15 protein-coding genes are annotated in these 18,998 nt (G+C 53.5%); 11 read left to right on the top strand and 4 right to left on the bottom strand.

Annotated features, from left to right (window positions below; genetic code table 11):
• Positions 1–118 precede the first annotated feature (118 nt).
• Positions 119–1,459 carry a glutamate--cysteine ligase gene (locus QOS01_RS07425; protein ID WP_283621781.1) on the top strand — a complete coding sequence of 447 codons (1,341 nt, stop codon included), beginning with the start codon at positions 119–121 and terminating at the stop codon, positions 1,457–1,459.
• Between the two features lie 84 nt (positions 1,460–1,543).
• On the opposite strand, the gene QOS01_RS07420 is transcribed toward QOS01_RS07425, so the two are convergent.
• Positions 1,544–2,269, bottom strand: coding sequence for a gamma-glutamyl-gamma-aminobutyrate hydrolase family protein (locus tag QOS01_RS07420; protein WP_283621780.1), 726 nt, complete (start codon positions 2,267–2,269; stop codon positions 1,544–1,546).
• Between the two features lie 145 nt (positions 2,270–2,414).
• Here QOS01_RS07420 and jag point away from each other — a divergent pair, with 145 nt between their 5' ends.
• From jag to QOS01_RS07375, 9 genes are all read left to right on the top strand, one after another.
• Positions 2,415–3,215, top strand: a complete 801-nt coding sequence (jag, locus tag QOS01_RS07415; protein WP_283621779.1) for an RNA-binding cell elongation regulator Jag/EloR — start codon at positions 2,415–2,417, stop codon at positions 3,213–3,215.
• 143 nt (positions 3,216–3,358) lie between these two features.
• Complete coding sequence (mnmE, locus tag QOS01_RS07410; protein ID WP_283621778.1) at positions 3,359–4,747, top strand: tRNA uridine-5-carboxymethylaminomethyl(34) synthesis GTPase MnmE; 1,389 nt, start codon at positions 3,359–3,361, stop codon at positions 4,745–4,747.
• Positions 4,748–4,755: 8 nt separating this feature from the next.
• Positions 4,756–6,702: a tRNA uridine-5-carboxymethylaminomethyl(34) synthesis enzyme MnmG gene (mnmG, locus tag QOS01_RS07405; protein ID WP_283621777.1), complete on the top strand. Its 1,947-nt coding sequence runs from the start codon at positions 4,756–4,758 to the stop codon at positions 6,700–6,702.
• A 333-nt stretch (positions 6,703–7,035) separates the two neighbouring features.
• A complete protein-coding gene (gene asnB, locus QOS01_RS07400; protein ID WP_283621776.1) occupies positions 7,036–8,955 on the top strand; it encodes an asparagine synthase (glutamine-hydrolyzing) in 1,920 nt (639 codons plus the stop codon).
• Positions 8,956–9,067: 112 nt separating this feature from the next.
• Complete coding sequence (locus QOS01_RS07395; RefSeq protein WP_283621775.1) at positions 9,068–10,618, top strand: UDP-N-acetylmuramoyl-L-alanyl-D-glutamate--2,6-diaminopimelate ligase; 1,551 nt, start codon at positions 9,068–9,070, stop codon at positions 10,616–10,618.
• Positions 10,619–10,638: 20 nt separating this feature from the next.
• A complete protein-coding gene (gene lepB, locus QOS01_RS07390; protein WP_283621774.1) occupies positions 10,639–11,244 on the top strand; it encodes a signal peptidase I in 606 nt (201 codons plus the stop codon).
• Between the two features lie 150 nt (positions 11,245–11,394).
• Positions 11,395–12,705 (top strand): PTS transporter subunit EIIC, encoded by a 1,311-nt coding sequence (locus QOS01_RS07385; RefSeq protein ID WP_283621773.1) that lies wholly within the window; start codon positions 11,395–11,397, stop codon positions 12,703–12,705.
• Positions 12,692–13,564, top strand: coding sequence for an alpha/beta hydrolase (locus tag QOS01_RS07380; RefSeq protein WP_283621772.1), 873 nt, complete (start codon positions 12,692–12,694; stop codon positions 13,562–13,564). The genes QOS01_RS07385 and QOS01_RS07380 overlap by 14 nt, the downstream gene beginning before the upstream one ends.
• Before the next feature lie 151 nt (positions 13,565–13,715).
• Complete coding sequence (locus QOS01_RS07375) at positions 13,716–15,050, top strand: D-serine ammonia-lyase (RefSeq protein WP_283621771.1); 1,335 nt, start codon at positions 13,716–13,718, stop codon at positions 15,048–15,050.
• Here the strand turns inward: QOS01_RS07375 and QOS01_RS07370 are convergent.
• Positions 15,047–16,039: an asparaginase gene (locus QOS01_RS07370; protein ID WP_283621770.1), complete on the bottom strand. Its 993-nt coding sequence runs from the start codon at positions 16,037–16,039 to the stop codon at positions 15,047–15,049. The two genes, QOS01_RS07375 and QOS01_RS07370, sit on opposite strands and share 4 nt — an antisense overlap.
• 137 nt (positions 16,040–16,176) lie before the next feature.
• Between QOS01_RS07370 and QOS01_RS07365 the strand changes: the two genes are divergently transcribed.
• Complete coding sequence (locus tag QOS01_RS07365; RefSeq protein ID WP_283621769.1) at positions 16,177–17,679, top strand: glycosyltransferase; 1,503 nt, start codon at positions 16,177–16,179, stop codon at positions 17,677–17,679.
• Between the two features lie 50 nt (positions 17,680–17,729).
• Here QOS01_RS07365 and QOS01_RS07360 read toward each other — a convergent pair whose 3' ends face one another.
• Complete coding sequence (locus QOS01_RS07360; protein ID WP_283621768.1) at positions 17,730–18,524, bottom strand: Cof-type HAD-IIB family hydrolase; 795 nt, start codon at positions 18,522–18,524, stop codon at positions 17,730–17,732.
• 145 nt (positions 18,525–18,669) lie between these two features.
• The gene (locus QOS01_RS07355; RefSeq protein ID WP_283621767.1) at positions 18,670–18,960 is read right to left on the bottom strand and encodes a 2Fe-2S iron-sulfur cluster-binding protein; all 291 of its coding nucleotides are present in this window, start codon (positions 18,958–18,960) and stop codon (positions 18,670–18,672) included.
• Positions 18,961–18,998: the final 38 nt, after the last annotated feature.

Here is an 18,998-nt window from a genome sequence, read left to right as displayed (position 1 = left end):
TGTGGTAACACCATTAAAGACCTTGATGGTTTTTTCTGTCCACTTAAATGTTCAACTTAAATTTTACAATCTGCCTTAAAATAAAATGAGATTATTTTAATAAAAGGAGGCGCTAGCCATGTTTAGCCGGATTGGAGAAGCAATTTATGAAAGTGAAGCGGTCGCCAAGACCTCAGATTTTACCGTTGGTTTGGAGATTGAAATGCAGCGGATTGATGAGGCGGGCAACCTCAGCCAAGAGCCCTATCCGGCCGGAATTGGCGATGAGCAGACGAACCCGTGGATTACCAATGACTTCTTGGAGACGATGTCGGAAACGGTGACCCCATCTGCCAAGCACTCCCTTGACGCGATGCACTACCTTTACCGCCTCAACAACTGCCTGCGGTCGGCGCTGGCGCCGGGGGAGATGCTGTGGCCACTATCAATGCCGCCCCGCTTACCAGAAGACAAGAGTAAGCTGGTCCTGGCCAAGATGGGGCCGAAGAAGGAGGCCTACCTAAAGGAATGGGCCAAGCGCCACGGTTACTCACAGGGGACACCGTGTGGGGCCCACCTCAGCCTGAGCATTGACCAACACGTCATTGACCTGGTTCTCCAAAAGTTCCCGGACCAGTTCGCCGATGAACGGGCGGTCCGTAACCACCTCTATACCGTGGTGGCCCAGGGCTTTGTCCGCTACCGCTGGCTCTTGACCTACTTATTTGGGGCTAGCCCGGTGGCCGAGGCGGGCTACTTTGATAAGGATGACTTCCTGGCCCACCCCCTCCGCAGCATTCGCCAGAGCAAGTATGGTTTTGGAACCAAGTTCAGGGGGGACTACACCAACCTGACGGCCTACATCAACCGGATTGAAGAGGGGGTTAAGCAGGGGATCCTGACTTCGGACTATGAATTCCACGGTCCCGTTCGTTTTAAAGGGAACCGTAACCTAAAGGACTTACCAAAAAAGGGGATTGAGTACCTCGAACTGCGGATGCTGGACCTCGACCCGAGCAGCTCAGTAGGGATTCGCACCGGGACCGTCCGCTTCATCCGTCTGCTGGCGAGCTACTTTATCATGCACCCGGCAATGAAGGAGTCGGAGGTTACGCCCCTGCTTGATAAGGCCAACCAGATGAACCAGATCACGGCGGCGGAGGAACCGACCGCCCCGAGCAGGTACCAGGCGACCGCCCTGGCAATCATCCGCCATTTGGAACATTATGCTAACCAGATTCAGCTGGGGCCGGAATATTCTGAGATTTTAGAGGATTTCGAGGACCGGGTGGTGAACCCGATGACGACGCCGAGCGCCCGCCTGTTGAACTATGTCCAGGACGGGTCACTTGAGGAATACGCCCTGCGCCGGGCCCGGCGTTACCAGCGGGCGGCCTTGGAGACCCTCCACCCCTTCCGTGGCTTTGAGGACGGCCGGATCTATACCGCGGATGAGTTACGTAAGGAGTTGGCCTGGTAAGGAAGAAAAAAATAGTACACGAAAAGGCCTTTAGCGGGCGAATCATTCGAACGCTAAAGGCCTCTTTACTAATATTATTAATTATTATTGCCTGGCGGCGGCCCGTTTAATGAGGTCCGCAAACAGGTTCTGCGAATACTGGTAGTGCTTAAACATGTTTTCCGGGTGCCACTGGACAGCTAAGACCTGGTCATTGGCCGTTGATTCAACCGCCTCGGGCACCTGGTCATCGGCCACCGCGGTAACGTGGAGGACCGGGGCAATCTTATGCAGGGCCTGGTGGTGGCGGGAGTTGACGTAGGGCCGGCGGCCGACCAGGTTAAACAGGCGGCTGTCCTCGTCAACGGTGACGTGGTGGGAAGGCAGATTGCCCGGGGCGTCCTGGGCGTGCTTGAGCGTCTTCCGGGGGTCTTCCGAAAGGTCCTGGTAGACTGATCCGCCCAGTGCGATGTTGATTAATTGCATCCCCCGGCAAATACCCATGACCGCCTTGTCCGCGGCCAGGGCCTGCTTTAAGAGGGCAATCTCAAACAGGTCCCGTTTCCGGTAGGTCGTCCCTAGCTGTTGGTGGGGCTCTTCATTGTAAAATGTTGGATCAACATCGGCACCGCCGGCAAAGATGATGCCGTCAAACAGCCCTAGGTAGTCCGCCGCCAATTCAGGCTCAACACTCGGAAAGATGACGGGTACCCCGCCAGACTTGACGATGGCTTCAATCAACGGGCGGGGCGCAAAGGCGGCGTTTCGCTCGTTGATAATGTTGGTTGCTTCAGTTAAGGTATCGGCTGGAATGGCAATTCGTGGTCGCATAGGCGCCCTCCTTTGTTTCTAATCAAAATTTAACATTCATTATAAATAAAAATCCGGGCCCTGCAAAGGAAGTATTTCCCAGGAAATGAAATTTTGAAAAGGTGGTATTCTTAATAAAGGACACTAATTCGGGGAGGAAATATTTATGGTCGTTTATACGGGCAAGACAATTAAAGAGGCGATTCAAGTCGCCAGTCGGTCCCTACACAAGCCGGAAAAGGAATTAAAGGTCGAAATCATCGACCAACCGCGGAAGGGATTCTTGGGAATTGGCCGGCGCCCAGCAAAGATTGAGGCAACGGTAAAACCACCAGTTGTCAAAAAGGCCGCAACGACGGTCAAGGCACCGGCGGTTAAGAAGCCGCAAAAGGACGCGGGGATGCAGGCACCGGTTGCCAAGGAAGTTGACGTCCCGACCAACGATGGCAAACTGGGGAGCGACCAGGACCCGGCCGTAATCGCGGCCCGGCACGAAGCCAATGTTCGCCACACCAGAAATACGGGGCAGCAGCTGACCGTTTACCTCAAGAAGGTCTTCAGTACGCTAGGGATTGAGACCAAGCCCGAGATTAGCAAGGTGGCTGCCCACGCAATTACGATTGATATCAAGACGGGGCAATCTGGCAAGGTGATTGGCCACCACGGCCGACGGATCAACGCGATGGAGCAGATCAGTGCCGCCTTTATGAACTACCACGGTGCGCCCAAGACGGCGGTCATTTTAGACACGTCTAACTACCGTCAACGGCGGCAGGCCGCGCTCCACGAAATTGCGGAACGGGCGGTTACCGAAGTAGTTGCTAGTGGCCAGGCGGTTTACCTGGACCCGATGCCGGCGCGGGAGCGGAAGCAATTGCACCGGGAATTAGAGGACAACGACCACGTACGGACGTATTCCCACGGCCGCGACCCTTACCGGAGCGTTGTAATTGCGCCTAAGGACTAGTTTTCGATTGACAATCGCTAACGAAGAATTTAGAATATGGGCGATTATAAAAATTGAGTTGTTAAAGTAGTGAAAGTGCTTTGACCATGTTTGCTGTAGCTGACGTGGACTAGCACTTTTTTTATTGAAGGGAGCATCGACTAGTGGCGAATAGTGAAAATGATACGATCGCGGCGATTTCAACCCCAGTTGGTGAGGGTGGTATCTCAATCATCCGGATTAGCGGGGACGACGCGATCCCAGTGGCCCAGAAGATTTATAAGGGAAAGAACCTGGCAAAGGTCCCGACCCACACGATTAACTACGGGCACATCATTGACCCCGATACCAAGGAAGAGGTGGACGAGGTCATGGTGTCGGTAATGCGGGCCCCGAAAACCTACACCTGTGAGGATGTCGTTGAAATCAACTGTCATGGTGGCCTTTTAGCAACCAACCGGATCCTGCAGCTGGTCTTAAGTTACGGCGCCCGGATGGCCGAACCCGGTGAGTTCACCAAGCGGGCCTTTCTGAACGGCCGGATTGACCTTTCACAGTCGGAAGCGGTCATGGACCTGATCCGGGCCAAGACTGATAAGTCGATGAAGGTGGCCTTGAACCAACTTGACGGCGACCTCTCCCGGTTGATCCGTCACCTCCGTAAGGATATCCTCGATGTCCTTGCCCAGGTCGAGGTCAACATCGACTACCCGGAATACGACGCGGTTGAGGAAATGACCACGAAAATGCTGAAGGAAAAGGCCATTGATATCCAGCAACGGATTCAGGCCCTCTTGAAGACGGCCAAGCAGGGGAAGGTCCTGCGTGAGGGGCTAGCAACGGCCATCATTGGTCGCCCCAACGTTGGGAAGTCGAGCCTGCTGAATTCCTTGCTGCACGAGGATAAGGCCATTGTAACCAACGTGGCGGGAACGACCCGGGACGTCATTGAGGAATACGTCAACGTCAACGGGGTTCCCCTCAAGCTGATCGATACTGCGGGAATTCGCCACACGGAGGACACGGTCGAGAAGATTGGGGTCGAGCGGAGTAAGAAGGCCCTCGATACGGCCGACTTGGTCCTGCTCCTCATCGACAGCTCGGCACCGTTGACCGCGGAAGACCGGGAACTGTTGACCGCCACCAAGGATAAGAAGCGGATCGTGATCCTCAACAAGACGGACCTGCCGCAGAAGGTCGACTTAGCGGAACTGAAGCGGTTAATCGGTGGGGCGCCCCTGGTAGAAACCTCGATTGTTAAGCATGAGGGGATGGACCAGCTCGGCCAAAAGATCAGTCACATGTTCTTCAACGAAGGGATTGAGAGTGGCCAAAACACGGTAATGGTCACCAATGCCCGTCACATTGGCCTCCTCCACCAGGCCAACGACGCCTTAAACGATGTGTTGAAGGGGATCAACGACGGGATGCCGGTTGACCTGGTCCAGATTGATATGACCAGGTGCTGGGACCTCTTAGGAGAAATCACCGGTGACTCTTACCAGGATGAGCTCCTTGATCAATTATTTAGTCAATTCTGTCTAGGAAAGTAGGGAAGATTGTGAAGTCAAGTGAATCATTAAAAACCTCAGATGCCGTCGAATACGAGGGCGGTACTTACGATGTCATTGTTGTCGGTGCGGGCCATGCCGGAAGCGAGGCGGCCCTGGCGGCGGCCCGGATGGGGAACAAAACCCTTTTGATCACCATCAGCCTGGAAATGGTCGCCTTCATGCCATGTAACCCGTCAGTAGGGGGGCCTGCCAAGGGAATCGTCGTCCGGGAAATCGACGCTCTCGGTGGTGAAATGGGTCATAATATCGACAAGACCTATATCCAGATGCGGATGCTAAATACCGGTAAGGGACCAGCTGTCCGGGCATTACGGGCCCAGGCGGACAAACACGCCTACCATCGGCAGATGAAGTTGACCATGGAACGGGAACCAAACCTGACCTTGCGTCAGGCCACCGTTGACCAGCTGATTGTTGAAGACGGTGTCTGCAAGGGGGTAATCACCAACACCGGGGCCCGCTACCATTCAAAGACCGTTGTCCTGACGGTGGGAACGGCCGCCCGGGGAAAGATCATCATCGGTGAACTACAGTACCAGTCAGGCCCTAACAACTCGAAGTCCGCGGTTAAGCTTTCCGAAAACCTGGAACAGCTCGGCTTTGACCTGGAACGGTTCAAGACCGGGACGCCGCCGCGGGTTAACGGGAACACCATTAACTTTGACGAGACGGAAGAGCAGCCGGGGGATGTCGAACCGCACCACTTCAGCTTTGATACTCCAGACAGCAAGTACATTGCCGTCTCCGACCAGTTGGCCTGTTGGCTGACCTACACCAACCCGACGACCCACGGAATCATCCGGGCTAACCTAAACCGGGCGCCAATGTTCTCCGGCGTTATCAAGGGGGTTGGGCCCCGCTACTGCCCATCGATTGAGGACAAGATCGTGCGCTTTGCCGATAAGTCCCGCCACCAGGTCTTCCTGGAACCAGAAGGCCGAGATACGGACGAGTACTACCTCGACGGGGTTTCCACTTCGATGCCCGAAGAGGTCCAACAAAAGATTGTGCACTCCATCAAGGGGTTGGAGAAGGCCTCACTGATGCGGCCGGGATACGCCATTGAGTATGATGTCGTGGCCCCTTACCAGCTGCACCCGACCCTGGAGACGAAGATTATTAAGAACCTCTACACTGCCGGTCAGACTAACGGGTCTTCCGGTTACGAAGAGGCGGCTGGGCAAGGAATCATCGCCGGGATCAACGCGGGACTCCGGGCCCAGGGCAAGAAGCCGTTCGTCCTCAGTCGGTCCGATGCCTACATCGGGGTCATGATCGATGACCTGGTTACCAAGGGCACCAAGGAACCATACCGTCTGCTGACAAGTCGGGCGGAATACCGGCTGATCCTCCGGCACGACAACGCCGACTTCCGACTGATGGAAAAGGGTCACGCAATTGGCTTAGTTAGTGACGCCCGCCTGGCCAAGATGGAGGCCAAGAAGAAGCAGGTGGCTGACGAAATTAGCCGGCTGAAGGCCATCAAGTTCAAGCCGAGTGACGACCAAGTCAACGACTTTATCGAATCCCACGGCGACAACCGCCTGAAGGACGCGGTCACCGCGGCCGACTTCATCAAGCGCCCGTACGTCGACTACCAGACCCTTTTGCAATTTATCCCGGCCCCGGCTGAGAAGCTGGACCGGCACGTAATTGAGCAGGTGGAGATCCAACTCAAGTACGCCGGCTACATCAAGAAGGAAGAGCAAAAGGTTGAACGGATGAAGCGGATGGAAGCTAAACGTATTCCGGACGATATCGATTACGAAGACATCGATGGTCTGGCAACGGAAGGCCGGCAGAAGCTGGAGAAGATCCGGCCGGAAACCTTGGCTCAGGCTTCCCGAATCTCCGGGGTTAACCCTGCCGACCTGGCAATCTTGAGTGTCTACATCCGTCAAGGGAAGTTCTCTAAGAAGGACCATGAGAAATAATTTCCCGGGAAATAGAAGCTGGAAAAAAGCAACAGAGTGCTCCGTATGGCTAGTATAGGACGATCGTTGGCACGGAACGGGTCAATGATTGTCCGTAACTAGACATTAGGAGCACGCTTTTTTCCGCGATTACTGTGTAAGATTCGGAGATGTAAAAAGTGGCTGCCGAGAAAGCATAGTTTCCTCCCAGCTTCTTTTAGCCTTATGCAGATCTTAATATCTGGTGAAACTAGGGTGAAATCCCTTGATGTTGGGCTGAGTATGTTATAATTTAGTTTCGAGTTAATTCATGACGAAATATTCTAATTTTTAAGAAAGAAGAGGGACTTTGTAATGTGTGGAATTGTTGCGTTTGTTGATAACGAAAAACCACAACTAAAAGATACTTTAATCAAAAAAATGAAGGATCGAATCATCCACCGGGGCCCCGACGCTGAAGGGCAGTACGTGGATGACGACGTGGCCCTCGGCTTCCGGCGGCTCAGCTTCATCGACGTGAAGTCTGGTAACCAACCAATCTTTAACGAAGATAACACCAAGATCATCGAATTTAACGGTGAAATCTATAACTTCGAAGAGCTACGGGCCCAACTGATTGAAAAGGGGCACACCTTTACCACCCACGCCGATACGGAAGTAATCCTGCACGGTTACGAGGAGTGGGGGAAGGACATCCTGCAAAAGCTGCGGGGGATGTTCGCCTTCATCATCTGGGACACGAAGAAGAAGGAAATGTTCGGTGCCCGGGACCATTTCGGTATTAAGCCGCTCTACTACGCCCAAATGAACGGGACCTTCTTTGTCGGCTCCGAAATCAAGTCCTTCCTTGACCACCCGAACTTCAAGATGGAGTTGAACAAGCGGGCCCTGAAGTCCTATATGACTTTCCAGTACAACGTTACCCAGGAAACCTTCTTCAAGGGTGTTTTCCGCCTGCCTGAAGCCCACTACTTCACTTACAAGGACGGCAAGTTCGATATGGAGCAGTACTGGGACGAAGACTTTGACCCGAAGAATGAGAGTTTTGACGAGGCCGTTGACAACATTGATGACGTGGTCAAGAACTCCGTTAAGGCCCACACCTTTGCCGACAAGGGAATCAAGGTTGGTTCCTTCCTGTCTGCCGGGGTTGATTCTAGTCTGGTAACCGCCCTGATGCGGCCAAACAACACCTTCTCAATTGGGTTTGACAGTGGCTACGATGAAACCAAGCAGGCCCGTGAATTGGCGGCCAAGCTGGACCTCAAGAACACCGATAAGCTGCTGACTGATGAGGAGGCCTTCAAGACCTTCCCACTGATTCAGTACTACCTGGACGAACCGGACTCTAACCCATCGGTTGTGCCGCTTTACTTCCTAAACAAGTTGGCTAAGGATAACGGCTACAAGGCCCTCTTGTCTGGTGAAGGGGCCGACGAACTGTTTGCGGGATATACGGCATACGGCTTCAACACTAAGGTCAAGTTCATTCGCTGGGTCACTGACCAGTTGAAGAAGCTGCCGAAGGAAAAGCGTTACAAGCTGGGTGAATGGCTGGAAGGCAAGCACTTCCACGGTTCCGAACACCTCTACCGGAACCTGGCCCCGGCCCGGGAGACATTCATTGGCCAAGCCTACATCTTCAGTCCGGAAGAAGCGAACGAATACCTGAAGCCCGAATACCAAGATGGCCCATCCATCGTGGACCTGCTTAAGCCGCTCTACGACAAGTGTGACGAAAAGAAGGACATGAACGAAGTGGCCAAGAAACAGTACGTGGACCTGCACCGCTTCATGCCAGGTGATATCTGCTTAAAGGCTGACAAGATGAGTATGGCTAACTCCGTGGAAATCCGGGTGCCACTCCTTGATAAGGAAGTAATGAAGGTTGCGGAAACGACGCCAACCAACTACCTCTTTAACTACAAGGGTACTAAGTGGGCATTCCGGATGGCCGCCAACCGGCACCTGCCTGAGGAATGGGCAACCCGGCCAAAGCTTGGCTTCCCAACCCCAGTCCGGGAATGGTTGCACGAAAAGAAGTACTATGAAGTTGTGCGGAAGATGTTTGAACAGGACTTTGTTAAGGAATTCTTCGACCAAGATAAGCTGCTGAAGCTGGCAGATGACAACTTCGCAGGCAAGATTGATGGCCGGCGGAAGATCTGGACAGTTTACACCTTCTTAGTTTGGTACAAGCTATACTTCATCGACAACTTCAAGCTTGATGAATCAGGAATTGATAAGGCTAAGGCAACAGCGGCTGAAGCATAATAATATGAGGCTGGGTTCGATCCCAGCCTTTTTTGGTAGGGCCATTCACATTTACCAGAAAAAATGAAATAATAGAATTTTAAGAGAGAAAATCAAGAGGGGTCAATAATATATGGAATTGCATGTTACGCCTGCACTAACGCTACTGCGCGAGCACCATTTATTGGATCATATTAGCAACTTAACCGATTTTACCGCCACGAACGTATCCTACGATTCGCGGAAGGTAACGCCGGGAACCCTGTTCTTCTGTAAGGGGAACTTCCTGCCTAAGTATTTAACGATGGCCAAGGAAAAGGGGGCAATCGCCTACGTTGCTGAACAGGAATACCCTGAAGGGGGCGACCTGCCGGCAATCATTGTTAATGACGAACAGAAGGCAATGGCCCTGCTGGGGGCGGCCTTCTATGGCTACCCACAAAATGACCTGCAGATCATCGCAATTACCGGGACAAAGGGGAAGACCACGACGGCCTACTTTGCTGACCACATCCTGGCCCACGCAACGAAGAAGCACGTGGCCCTCTTCTCAACCCTTGACCGGGTCCTTGGCAACCAGCCGGGTGACCGCTTCAAGTCGGACTTAACCACTCCTGAATCTCTAGACCTCTTTCACGATATGCGGGCAGCGGTTAATAACGGGATGACCCACCTGGTGATGGAGGTGTCATCACAGGCTTACAAGAAGAACCGGACCTATGGCCTTCACTTCAACGTCGGGATCTTTTTGAACATCACCCCAGACCACATTGGCCGTAACGAGCACCCAACTTTTGCGGACTACCTGCACTGCAAGGAACAGCTGCTGGTTAATTCCGATACCTGCCTGATCAATGCCGAGACGGACCACCTGGCCGATGTTTACTATGCGGCCAAGACCACGACCCAGCCGGAGAATATCTACCTCTTTGCCCGGCACGGGGCGGACGTCGCCTTGCCAGAAGGGGCAGCGATTGACTTTGAGTACCGTAATGACTTGGAGGACCTCCACGAGAGTGAATTTGAACTGCGGGCCTGCTCAGAAAAGGCGCAGCGCTTTGCCCTTGACGAGCGTTACACCACCAGTGTGCCTGGTGATTATAACGAAGGAAACGCCGTTGCGGCAATTATTTCGGCGGCCCTGGTGGGGGCCAAAGCAGGCGATGCCCTCGCTACCCTTGACCATGTTCACATCAAGGGCCGGATGGAGATGCAGCGGACCAAGCAGCACGGGACGGTTTACATTGACTACGCCCACAACTACGCGAGTCTCAAGCGGCTCCTGGCCTTTTTGAAGCGGCAGACGGATGCCGGTAAGGTGACGGTTGTCTTGGGGGCCACTGGTGACAAGGGAATTTCCCGCCGCCAGGGATTCGGGAAGGCCCTCACAGAAGAGCATCCCGACCGGATCATCCTCACGACCGATGATCCGGGCTTTGAGGACCCGATGAATATTGCCCGGGAAATAAATTCCCATATTGACCACGACCAGGTTGGTGAGGTCCAATACGAGATGGATCGGGCAACCGCCATTAAAATGGCAATTGACAATAGCGGAAATGATGATATCGTTGTCCTTGCTGGAAAAGGGGAGGATCCCTACCAAAAGATCAAGGGCGTTGATACCCCGTACGCAACTGATAGTAAGATTGCCGCAGACTACATTCGGCAAATTGAAAATTAATTTATAGAGAGGCATAGGTTATGAAAGCATTTCGCGAAACGATGAGCTGGATTGTCCCCATCGTTATTGGATTATTAATTGCACTGCTGATTAAACAGTTTGTTTTTCAAATTGTCCGGGTTGATGGACCATCAATGGAACCTAACCTGGTCAACAATGAACGGGTCTTCTGCTTGAAGACGGCGAAGATCCACCACGGGAGCGTGGTTGTCTTTGATGCCGACGGGGTTGACCCCCAGGTAGCCCAGAAGACGGACTACGTCAAGCGGGTAATCGGTTTGCCTGGTGACAAGGTTCAATCGAAGAACGGTAACATTTACGTTAACAACAAGAAGATCAACCAGAACTACATCAACAAGGACCAGCGGACTGCGGGGACCGGTAATTGGACGCTGAAAAGCATCTCCGTACAGAACAGCTGGCTGAAGCACAACGGTGCAACCAGGGTGCCAAAGGGCGAATACTTCGTCCTGGGGGACCACCGGAGCGTTTCTAACGATGGTCGTTACTGGGGCTTCGTACCCAAGAGCAAGATCGATGGGGTCGTCAAGGTGCCGTCATGGTCTGGTAACAAGACAACGCGTCAAAACGTCAATAAGGAGTGGCAACACTTCTACGATAAGTAAAATAGAATACCGCACAGCGATTGGGCGTTGGCCTAATGGCTGTGCGGTATTTTTTTACGAGACGTTTTCGCGAATTCTTCTCATTTCGGCGAATAATATTATTTCCAGTGGGGAAAAGTCGCTATAATGAGGGCCAAGGAGGCGGAAAGAATGACTAATAGTGAGCAGATAGTAGACGCCTTAGTTCATTTTAGGCAATTATCATTTATTCAAATTATCCAGCGGACGATGGTCACCCTCTTTCCCGTGGCCCTAATTGGTAGCTTTGCGGGCTTTCTGAGCTTCGTCTGTTTTTCTCCCGACGGCTTCCTGGGCAGTGTCCTATACATCAAGCACTGGCTCCCCCAGTACCGTTTCTTGCAAAACCTGTTTGGCGACGTCAGTGTGGTGACCGTCGGCTTCTTAGCCCCTTACGCCGCGTTCGTTAGTGCCCAGCTAACGGTCCGCCAGCACCACCGTGAAATTCCGTCAGCTGGTATCATCGCAATGGCCTGCTACGTCCTGGTGTTTTACCACAGCATCCGGCCCGCAGGTAACGCCATTGACATGCGTTACTATACGGCCAACTGGTTCATCGTCGGGGTCGTGATTGGCTACTTGGTGGGCCTGATATTCGTCAAGTTCGGTCACCAGACGTCAATCAACAACTTCGATGCCAAGAGCAACGATATTTTGAAGAGCACCTTTACCAACCTGACTCCCATCTTGCTGGCCCTCCTGGTGGCCTTTTTATTCCACCTCTGTTACGCCCTGGCAAGGCAGGCGGGGCTTGACGTCATGATCAACCAGGCGGTCACCACCGCGGTAGATAGTCACAGTAACTACGCGACGACCATGTTGATGGCAATTCTGGCAACGGTTTTGACCTGGCTGGGTTTTGCCGAGTCCATCAGCATTTCAAATGAGATGTTTAAGAGCGAACTTTTCGCGAACCTCAACTATGCCCTGACCCACAAGACCAGCCTGAACGTTCCCTATCCCTTCACGCCGGCCGCTTTGTACAACGGCTTTGGTCAGTTCGGTGGGGTGGGGTTAGCCCTGGCCCTATTGATCGCCATCCTGTGGGTCAGCCACCATCAGAACCAACGGACAGTCGCCAAGGTCAGTGCCATTCCAGTCTTTTTCAACACCAACTTGCCCCTGACTATGGGGTGCGTGGTAATGCTCAACCCCATTTACGTCCTGCCCTTTGTCCTGTTGCCCCTTTTCAACATGGTATTGGCGAGTGGCCTGATCATGTTCCATATTATTTCACCCCTGGTTTATCCCGCGCCATACGGAACCCCTGGGGTGCTCGCTGCCCTGGTGGAAACGGGCGGCAGCTGGTGGGCCCTCCTCTGGTCGCTGGTTTTACTGGCGATTGACGTTTTGGCCTACATTCCCTTTGTTAAACTAGCTGACCGGGTAGAGGAACGGTTGGCTGAGCAGCGAAAGGCGGGTGAAGCGCATGGACAACACTAGGCGTCGCCGCTGGTGGGTACTAATTTTTCTCGTCCTGGCAATCGGGATCTGTGCGGTCCTGGCGGGACGGTGGACGAACCGCAACGTGGACCAGATGGAAACGCGCCAGCGATCGACCATGTCACCAGTCATCATGATTCCGGGCAGTAGTGCATCCGTCAACCGTTTCGACACCCTGGTCAAGAAATTGAACGCCCTTGACCACCAGGACCACAGCCTTCTCAAGGTCAAAGTTTACAACAGCGGGCGGATTGTTTACACCGGCAAGATCCGGCCGCGTGACCGGGAGCCCTTCATTGTGGTCGGCTTTGAGAATAACCACGATGGCTACAGCAACATCAAGCTCCAGGCAAAGATGTTTAGCCGGGCCTTTAACCAGCTAAAGAGTCGGTACGCCTTCAACAACTTCAAGGGGATCGGTCACTCCAACGGGGGTCTGATCTACACCTACTACCTCGAGCACTACTTTAACGAACGCCAGATTAAGATTACCCGCCTGCTGACGATCGCCAGCCCGTTTAACTTTGCGGAACCGATTAACCGGAAGACGGAGATGCTCCGTGATTTTGAGAAGAACCGGGATAAGCTCCCTAAGAACATGATCGTGTACTCGATTGCTGGTTCCGAGAACTATGTCGAAGACGGGCTTGTTCCGGTAAGCAGTGTAGAGGCGGGTAAGTATATCTACCAGGGCGTCGTCAAGAGCTACACCCAGGTAACGGTGACGGGGAAACTGGCCCAACACTCTGCGCTACCCCAAAACAGGCAGGTCATCTTGCTTATCCAGCGTCACGTGCTAAACCACCGGCAACCACAGCAGAACCGGGGGATGCCGACGACGGGCAGCAATAATGAATAAGACTAAAACTCTCCAGCAGTCTGTCGTGGGACCACTGGAGAGTTTTAATAATAAATTATCACGATGATAAGTTTTGTATTGTGTAAGCGCTTTAGTTCTGTTAAACTATAATTGTACAACAATTCACAATCTTAGTAGGGGGTAGTTAATTATGGCAATTGATAAGCAGCAACTATTACGTGAGCATCCTGATATCAAGGACTTTCTGGACCTCAAGTCGACCCTGTGGCTGAACCCAGGGGCCCTGGCTAACGACCAGATTTGGCAGCACGAGCAGTTTACAATTGAGGATATTGAAGCGGCCGATGCCGACCTCCACCGCTACGCCCCCCTGCTCGAAAAGGTCTTCCCCGAGACGGTTAAGACCCACGGGATCATTGAATCACCCCTGGTCCGGGCCGACAAGATGGGCCAGGTCCTGGCTGAAAAGGAGAACTTCAGTGGCCACCTGCTGGTAAAACTTGACTCTGAACTATCAGTTGCCGGATCGATCAAGGCCCGGGGTGGAATGTATGAAGTCCTCAAGTTTGCGGAAAAGTTGGCCCTTAAAAACGGAATTATCGCGGATAAGGATGACGATTACACCAAGCTGGCCAGCCCGGCCGCCCGCCAGCTCTTCAGCCAGTACAAGGTTCAGGTGGGCTCAACCGGGAACCTCGGCCTATCAATCGGGATTACGGCCGCGGGCCTCGGCTTCAAGGCTATTGTCCACATGTCCGCGGACGCTACCCAGTGGAAGAAGGACCTCTTACGAGAGAAGGGGGCCAAGGTCATTGAATACACCGGTGACTACAACACGGCAGTTGCCCAGGGGCGTAAGGAATCCGACGCTGACCCGCACAGTTACTTCGTGGACGATGAAAAATCCGCAACTCTCTTCCTGGGCTACGCGGTGGCGGCCCTGCGGATGAGAAAGCAGCTTAAAGACCTCGGCATTAAGGTTGACCGTGACCACCCAATGTTCATCTACAGCCCATGTGGTGTTGGGGGTTCCCCGGCCGGGGTCTGCTACGGGATGAAGATCCTCTTCGGTGACGCAGCCCATACCTTCTTCGTTGAGCCAACCCATTGCCCGAGTGTTGGCCTCGGAATGGCTACCGGCCTCAATGAGCAGATTAGTGTTAAGGACGTCGGCATTGACGGGAAGACCGCCGCGGATGGACTGGCTTGTGGCCGGCCATCCGGGATTGCCGGGCGGATCATGAAGCCAATCTTGGCCGGGGACGTCACGGTGGATGATGCCAAGCTCTTCGACTACATGCGCCTCCTTCACGACACCGAGGACAGGATTATCGAACCATCCTCCTGTGCGGCCTTTGCAGGACCAGTAATGCTATACAACACCGCGACCGGGAAGAAGTACATGGCCGACCACGGTCTGACGCCAGAGATCATGAAGAACAGTATTCACGTTGCATGGGCTACCGGGGGAAGCAAGCTGCCGGAAGCCACCGTTAAGGAATACCTGAATACCCACCTCGACTAGTTCAGGGTGACCTCGCCTGCCACGTTGGTGTTGAAGAATTTAGCCACGGCGGCAACATCCATCCCCTGACCGAGGGCCCACATTAACTTGGTAATGGCACTCTCGGACGTCATGTCATGGGCACTGATGGCCCCCTGGAGGAGCGCCTGTTGCCCAACCTCATACTTAGTTAAATCACTTCGTTCATACAGGCACTGGCTAGAGGCGATTACCGGGATACCCCGCCGGATCAGCTTACCGACGGCCGCAACCAGGTTACGCCGGATATAAGTCATGCCACCAAGTCCATACGCCTCAATAACAATTCCGTGACAACCGCTCTGTGCCATCGCGTGGAGGAGGCGGGGGTCAAATCCCGGAAAAAGCTTAACCAGAGAAACGTTAGCATCAATGTCGGTGTTTAGTTTGCACTGACCGTTGCTGACCTTCTCTGGTTTTTGTATTTCAAAGCCGTCCGAGGTAACCCGGGCGACCGGCGGGACGTTGACGCTCTCAAAGGCGTTAAAGGAGGTTGTCCGGACCTTAACGCTGCGGCAACCCAGGATCACTTGCCGGTCAAAGGCCAGGTAGATTCCCGGGGCGCACTTGGCAGCCGCCGCAAAGGCCACCCGTAAGTTGCCGGGGGCATCGCTCAGGATGACGTTCATCGGCACCTGACTACCTGTCAGGACAACGGGAAGGTTGATGTTTTGTAGCATGAAGGTCAACATCGAGGCGGTGTAGGCCATCGTGTCGGTTCCATGTGAAACAACGATACCGTCGTAATCGTTGCGGTACTTGTAGATTTCCCGGGCGATTAGTTTCCATTCCTCGGGCTGGATGTTTGACGAGTCGAGTTCGAGGATATCTTTGACAACGATCTTGTAGGGGATCCGGCCAAGCATCTTGAGTAAAGACTCGCCGGATTCACCAGGGACCAGGCCAGAATCGGAGACAACCGAGGCAATGGTCCCCCCGGTTGATAAAAGCAGCAGTTTCTTAGTTGTCATTTTTTCACCAGCTCATTCTTTTTTAATGATATTTTAGTGGCCAATTATTCTGGTGACAAGTCTTAACTTAAGACCACCGGAAGGGGAAAAGGTATGGTAAATTAGATGTAGCGATAAAAACGAAGAAGGAATAGTGGATGTTTTATTTTATTACCAGCCGTCAAGATATGCTGACGTCGGCCATTGAGCTGGCCCAGGCGCAGCGCCTTAAGATTTTTGACCACTTAAAGCAACCTGCCAAAATCATCACCTTAGAGTATAACCACGCCCATTATGAAGTGGAAAAGAAGCTCAGTATCGAAGGAAGGGTGGTTAACCTGTTCCAGTATTTTCAACAGCTACCCTACCGAAATACGGGTGATGACCAGCAGATTATTGACAAAATTCTCCACCAGCCCGGCTTTACAGTTAAGGGGAACGTGGCCTACCAAGACGATAAGGAACGGATCAAGGTCGTTATGAACGGTGACCGCCTTTACTATGTCGACTACTTAGACCGCTTCGGCTTTACCGACCGGCGGGACTTCTATGACCAGGGCTGCCTGTCCTACACAGAATTCTTTGAGGACCGAGCCCGGGTGGTAACGCGCCAGTACTATGATGGCAAGGGCCGAGTAAGGTTGGTTTACCACTACCGCGGTGGGGAAAACAACGTTGCTGTGCTGACCCTCATCCAGTTGAGCGACCAGGGAAATATGTACCAGTTTGACAACGAAATGGGCCTGCGCGCCCACTTCTTAGACCGCCTGCTCAGCGAAAGTGCGCACCCGGTCCTGATCAATGACCGGTCGGATGCTGACTTTGCGGCCTTCCGCCTAATGAAGACCCACGTGCCCTGTTACCAGGTCTTTCATTCCACCTACACCGCTGATGGTGACCCGGATGGCAAGTTGTTTGAGGTCTACGAACCCCTGGAGAAGATGCTCCAGGACGGGCAAATCAGTGGCCTGATCTCGGCAACCAAGCGCGAGGCTCAGGACGCGGCCCGGCGGTTCAAGACGTCCGCTAGTTACGGGATTCCGGTGACCTACCTGGCTGACGAGCAGCTGAAGAAGCATATCCCGTTTGCCAAGCGGCGACCAGGTCAGCTGATTGCCGTGGCCCGGCTGACGAACGTAAAGCGCCTGGACCACATCATTAATGCGGTCATCCTCCTCCACGCCAAGTATCCCCAGGTTGACCTGAAGATTTACGGCTTTGACGATAGCTGGGACAACTACGCAACGTCAAACTCACTGAAGCGGCTGGTAAAGGACCGCAAGGCGGGCGATTACGTCCACTTCTGTGGGTACCGTCACGACCTGACAGAGGTTTACGAAACGGCCCAGATTGAGGTGCTGACCAGCTCGTACGAGGGCTTTGCGATGGCCCTGCTTGAGGCGCAGGGCCACGGCTGTCCGGCTGTCAGTTACGACATTAACTACGGGCCCGCCGAAATTATTGATGACCAGGTCAGCGGGCGGTTCCTGCCGGCAGGGGACCCTCACGCCCTGTACGTTACCCTGGAGGAACTATTGACCAACCCCGTCAAGCTGGAATCCTACGCTAACCATGCGCAAGCGGCGGTTGCCAAGTTCTCCTTTGCGAATGTTACTAAGCAGTGGGCCCACTTCTTGGATAGTGAAGGGATAAGAGAATAATATGCAAAAGGACCCGAAAAACGGTGAAGTTTTCCGGATCCTTTTTTTACCTACATAAAAATTTCCGCAAGCTGGTGGAGGACCGCCTGATCATTATTAGTGCCGATAACCTGGGTCGCGGCTGCCTGCACGTTGGCCGGGGCGTTTCCCATTGCGTAGCTCGTGCCGGCGAGGTTAAACATCTCCAGGTCGTTTTCCCCGTCGCCAAACACGGCCAGGTCGGCTGGATTTAGCTGCCAGCGCTTGAGGAGGAGCCTGAGCCCGTAAGACTTATCCATCCCCGGGATAATCAGGTCGACCGCGCCGTAGCCACTGGCGGTTGCCCGGATAATTCCCGTAAACCGGGTGTTGATGTTGTGGGTGAGGGCTGCCTGGCGGTCGTGGGGAACGTTCAACGCAAATTTAAAGATGAAGTCATCATCAACGTTGTTCACGTCGTCAACGGTCTTAATCCGGGTGTAGAAGTTGGGGATGATTTGCTTGAAGTCGTCATCGGCCCGGTTCAAAACGTAAGCGTAGCGGCGGCCGCTTGCACAGTAGTTGATCCCGGGAAGGGTATCCAGGTAGGTCGTGATCTTGCGGACATCTTCTGCCGACAAGCGGTCACAGGCAAGCTCCTCATTTTGGTCGACGGTCAGGACGCCGTTTTCCGCAACGTAGGCGAGCTGGTCGGCCTGGTCAGGAAAGAGGGACCGAAGAAAATAGTATTGGTCTCCGCTGGCGATAATCAGGCGGGCTCCCTGCGCTTGCATCGCCGCGTAGACGCGGTCAAAGAGTTTCCGGTCAAAGGTCCGGTCCTGACGTAAAAACGTCCCATCAATATCTGTTGCCACTGCGCGAATCATACCGATTCCTCCTTAAATTACTCGTTACTAATATCATACCGGTGGGGACGGCAAAATAAAAGCCGCGCGCATTCGACTTTCCAATGCGCGCGGCTTTTAATACCGTAATTGAATACATGAAGGAGGCTTATTCGCTTATTAGATTTTAGCCAAATTGGTTGGCATAGTCATGGACTGGAACCTTCAAAGTGAGGTCGCTAATTGGGTAGGCAACACAGGTGTTGACGTAACCAAATTCCCTATCGGCAGCCCGGCGGTGGTCAAATTCGGTAGGCGTGAACGTGTGCCCATCCAGAACTTGTGACCGGCAGGCTGAGCAAATACCACTCCGGCACATCGATGGGGCGATGATTCCCGCCCGTTCCAGGGCAATCAACAGGGATTCATTGGCCGCTGCCGGAATCGTCCAGGATTGGTCCCGAGTGATGACGGTCATTGAGAAGGTCTTCCCCTTGGCTTCTGCCGGGTAACCAG

Origin of the sequence: Limosilactobacillus avium (assembly GCF_947381485.1) — a bacterium.
In the GTDB taxonomy this organism is placed as follows: Bacteria; Bacillota; Bacilli; order Lactobacillales; family Lactobacillaceae; genus Limosilactobacillus; species Limosilactobacillus avium.
This window is presented reverse-complemented; position numbering and strand designations above follow the sequence as displayed.

What these genes read in the sequence shown, in the direction of transcription:
- QOS01_RS07385 (WP_283621773.1), top strand. Translation starts at nt 11,395, where the DNA reads ATGACTAATAGTGAGCAGATAGTAGACGCCTTAGTTCATTTTAGGCAA.
- asnB (WP_283621776.1), top strand. Translation starts at nt 7,036, where the DNA reads ATGTGTGGAATTGTTGCGTTTGTTGATAACGAAAAACCACAACTAAAA.
- QOS01_RS07380 (WP_283621772.1), top strand. Translation starts at nt 12,692, where the DNA reads ATGGACAACACTAGGCGTCGCCGCTGGTGGGTACTAATTTTTCTCGTC.
- QOS01_RS07395 (WP_283621775.1), top strand. Translation starts at nt 9,068, where the DNA reads ATGGAATTGCATGTTACGCCTGCACTAACGCTACTGCGCGAGCACCAT.
- QOS01_RS07355 (WP_283621767.1), bottom strand. Translation starts at nt 18,960, where the DNA reads ATGACCGTCATCACTCGGGACCAATCCTGGACGATTCCGGCAGCGGCC.
- QOS01_RS07370 (WP_283621770.1), bottom strand. Translation starts at nt 16,039, where the DNA reads ATGACAACTAAGAAACTGCTGCTTTTATCAACCGGGGGGACCATTGCC.
- QOS01_RS07420 (WP_283621780.1), bottom strand. Translation starts at nt 2,269, where the DNA reads ATGCGACCACGAATTGCCATTCCAGCCGATACCTTAACTGAAGCAACC.
- QOS01_RS07360 (WP_283621768.1), bottom strand. Translation starts at nt 18,524, where the DNA reads ATGATTCGCGCAGTGGCAACAGATATTGATGGGACGTTTTTACGTCAG.
- QOS01_RS07365 (WP_283621769.1), top strand. Translation starts at nt 16,177, where the DNA reads ATGTTTTATTTTATTACCAGCCGTCAAGATATGCTGACGTCGGCCATT.
- lepB (WP_283621774.1), top strand. Translation starts at nt 10,639, where the DNA reads ATGAAAGCATTTCGCGAAACGATGAGCTGGATTGTCCCCATCGTTATT.
- QOS01_RS07375 (WP_283621771.1), top strand. Translation starts at nt 13,716, where the DNA reads ATGGCAATTGATAAGCAGCAACTATTACGTGAGCATCCTGATATCAAG.
- QOS01_RS07425 (WP_283621781.1), top strand. Translation starts at nt 119, where the DNA reads ATGTTTAGCCGGATTGGAGAAGCAATTTATGAAAGTGAAGCGGTCGCC.
- jag (WP_283621779.1), top strand. Translation starts at nt 2,415, where the DNA reads ATGGTCGTTTATACGGGCAAGACAATTAAAGAGGCGATTCAAGTCGCC.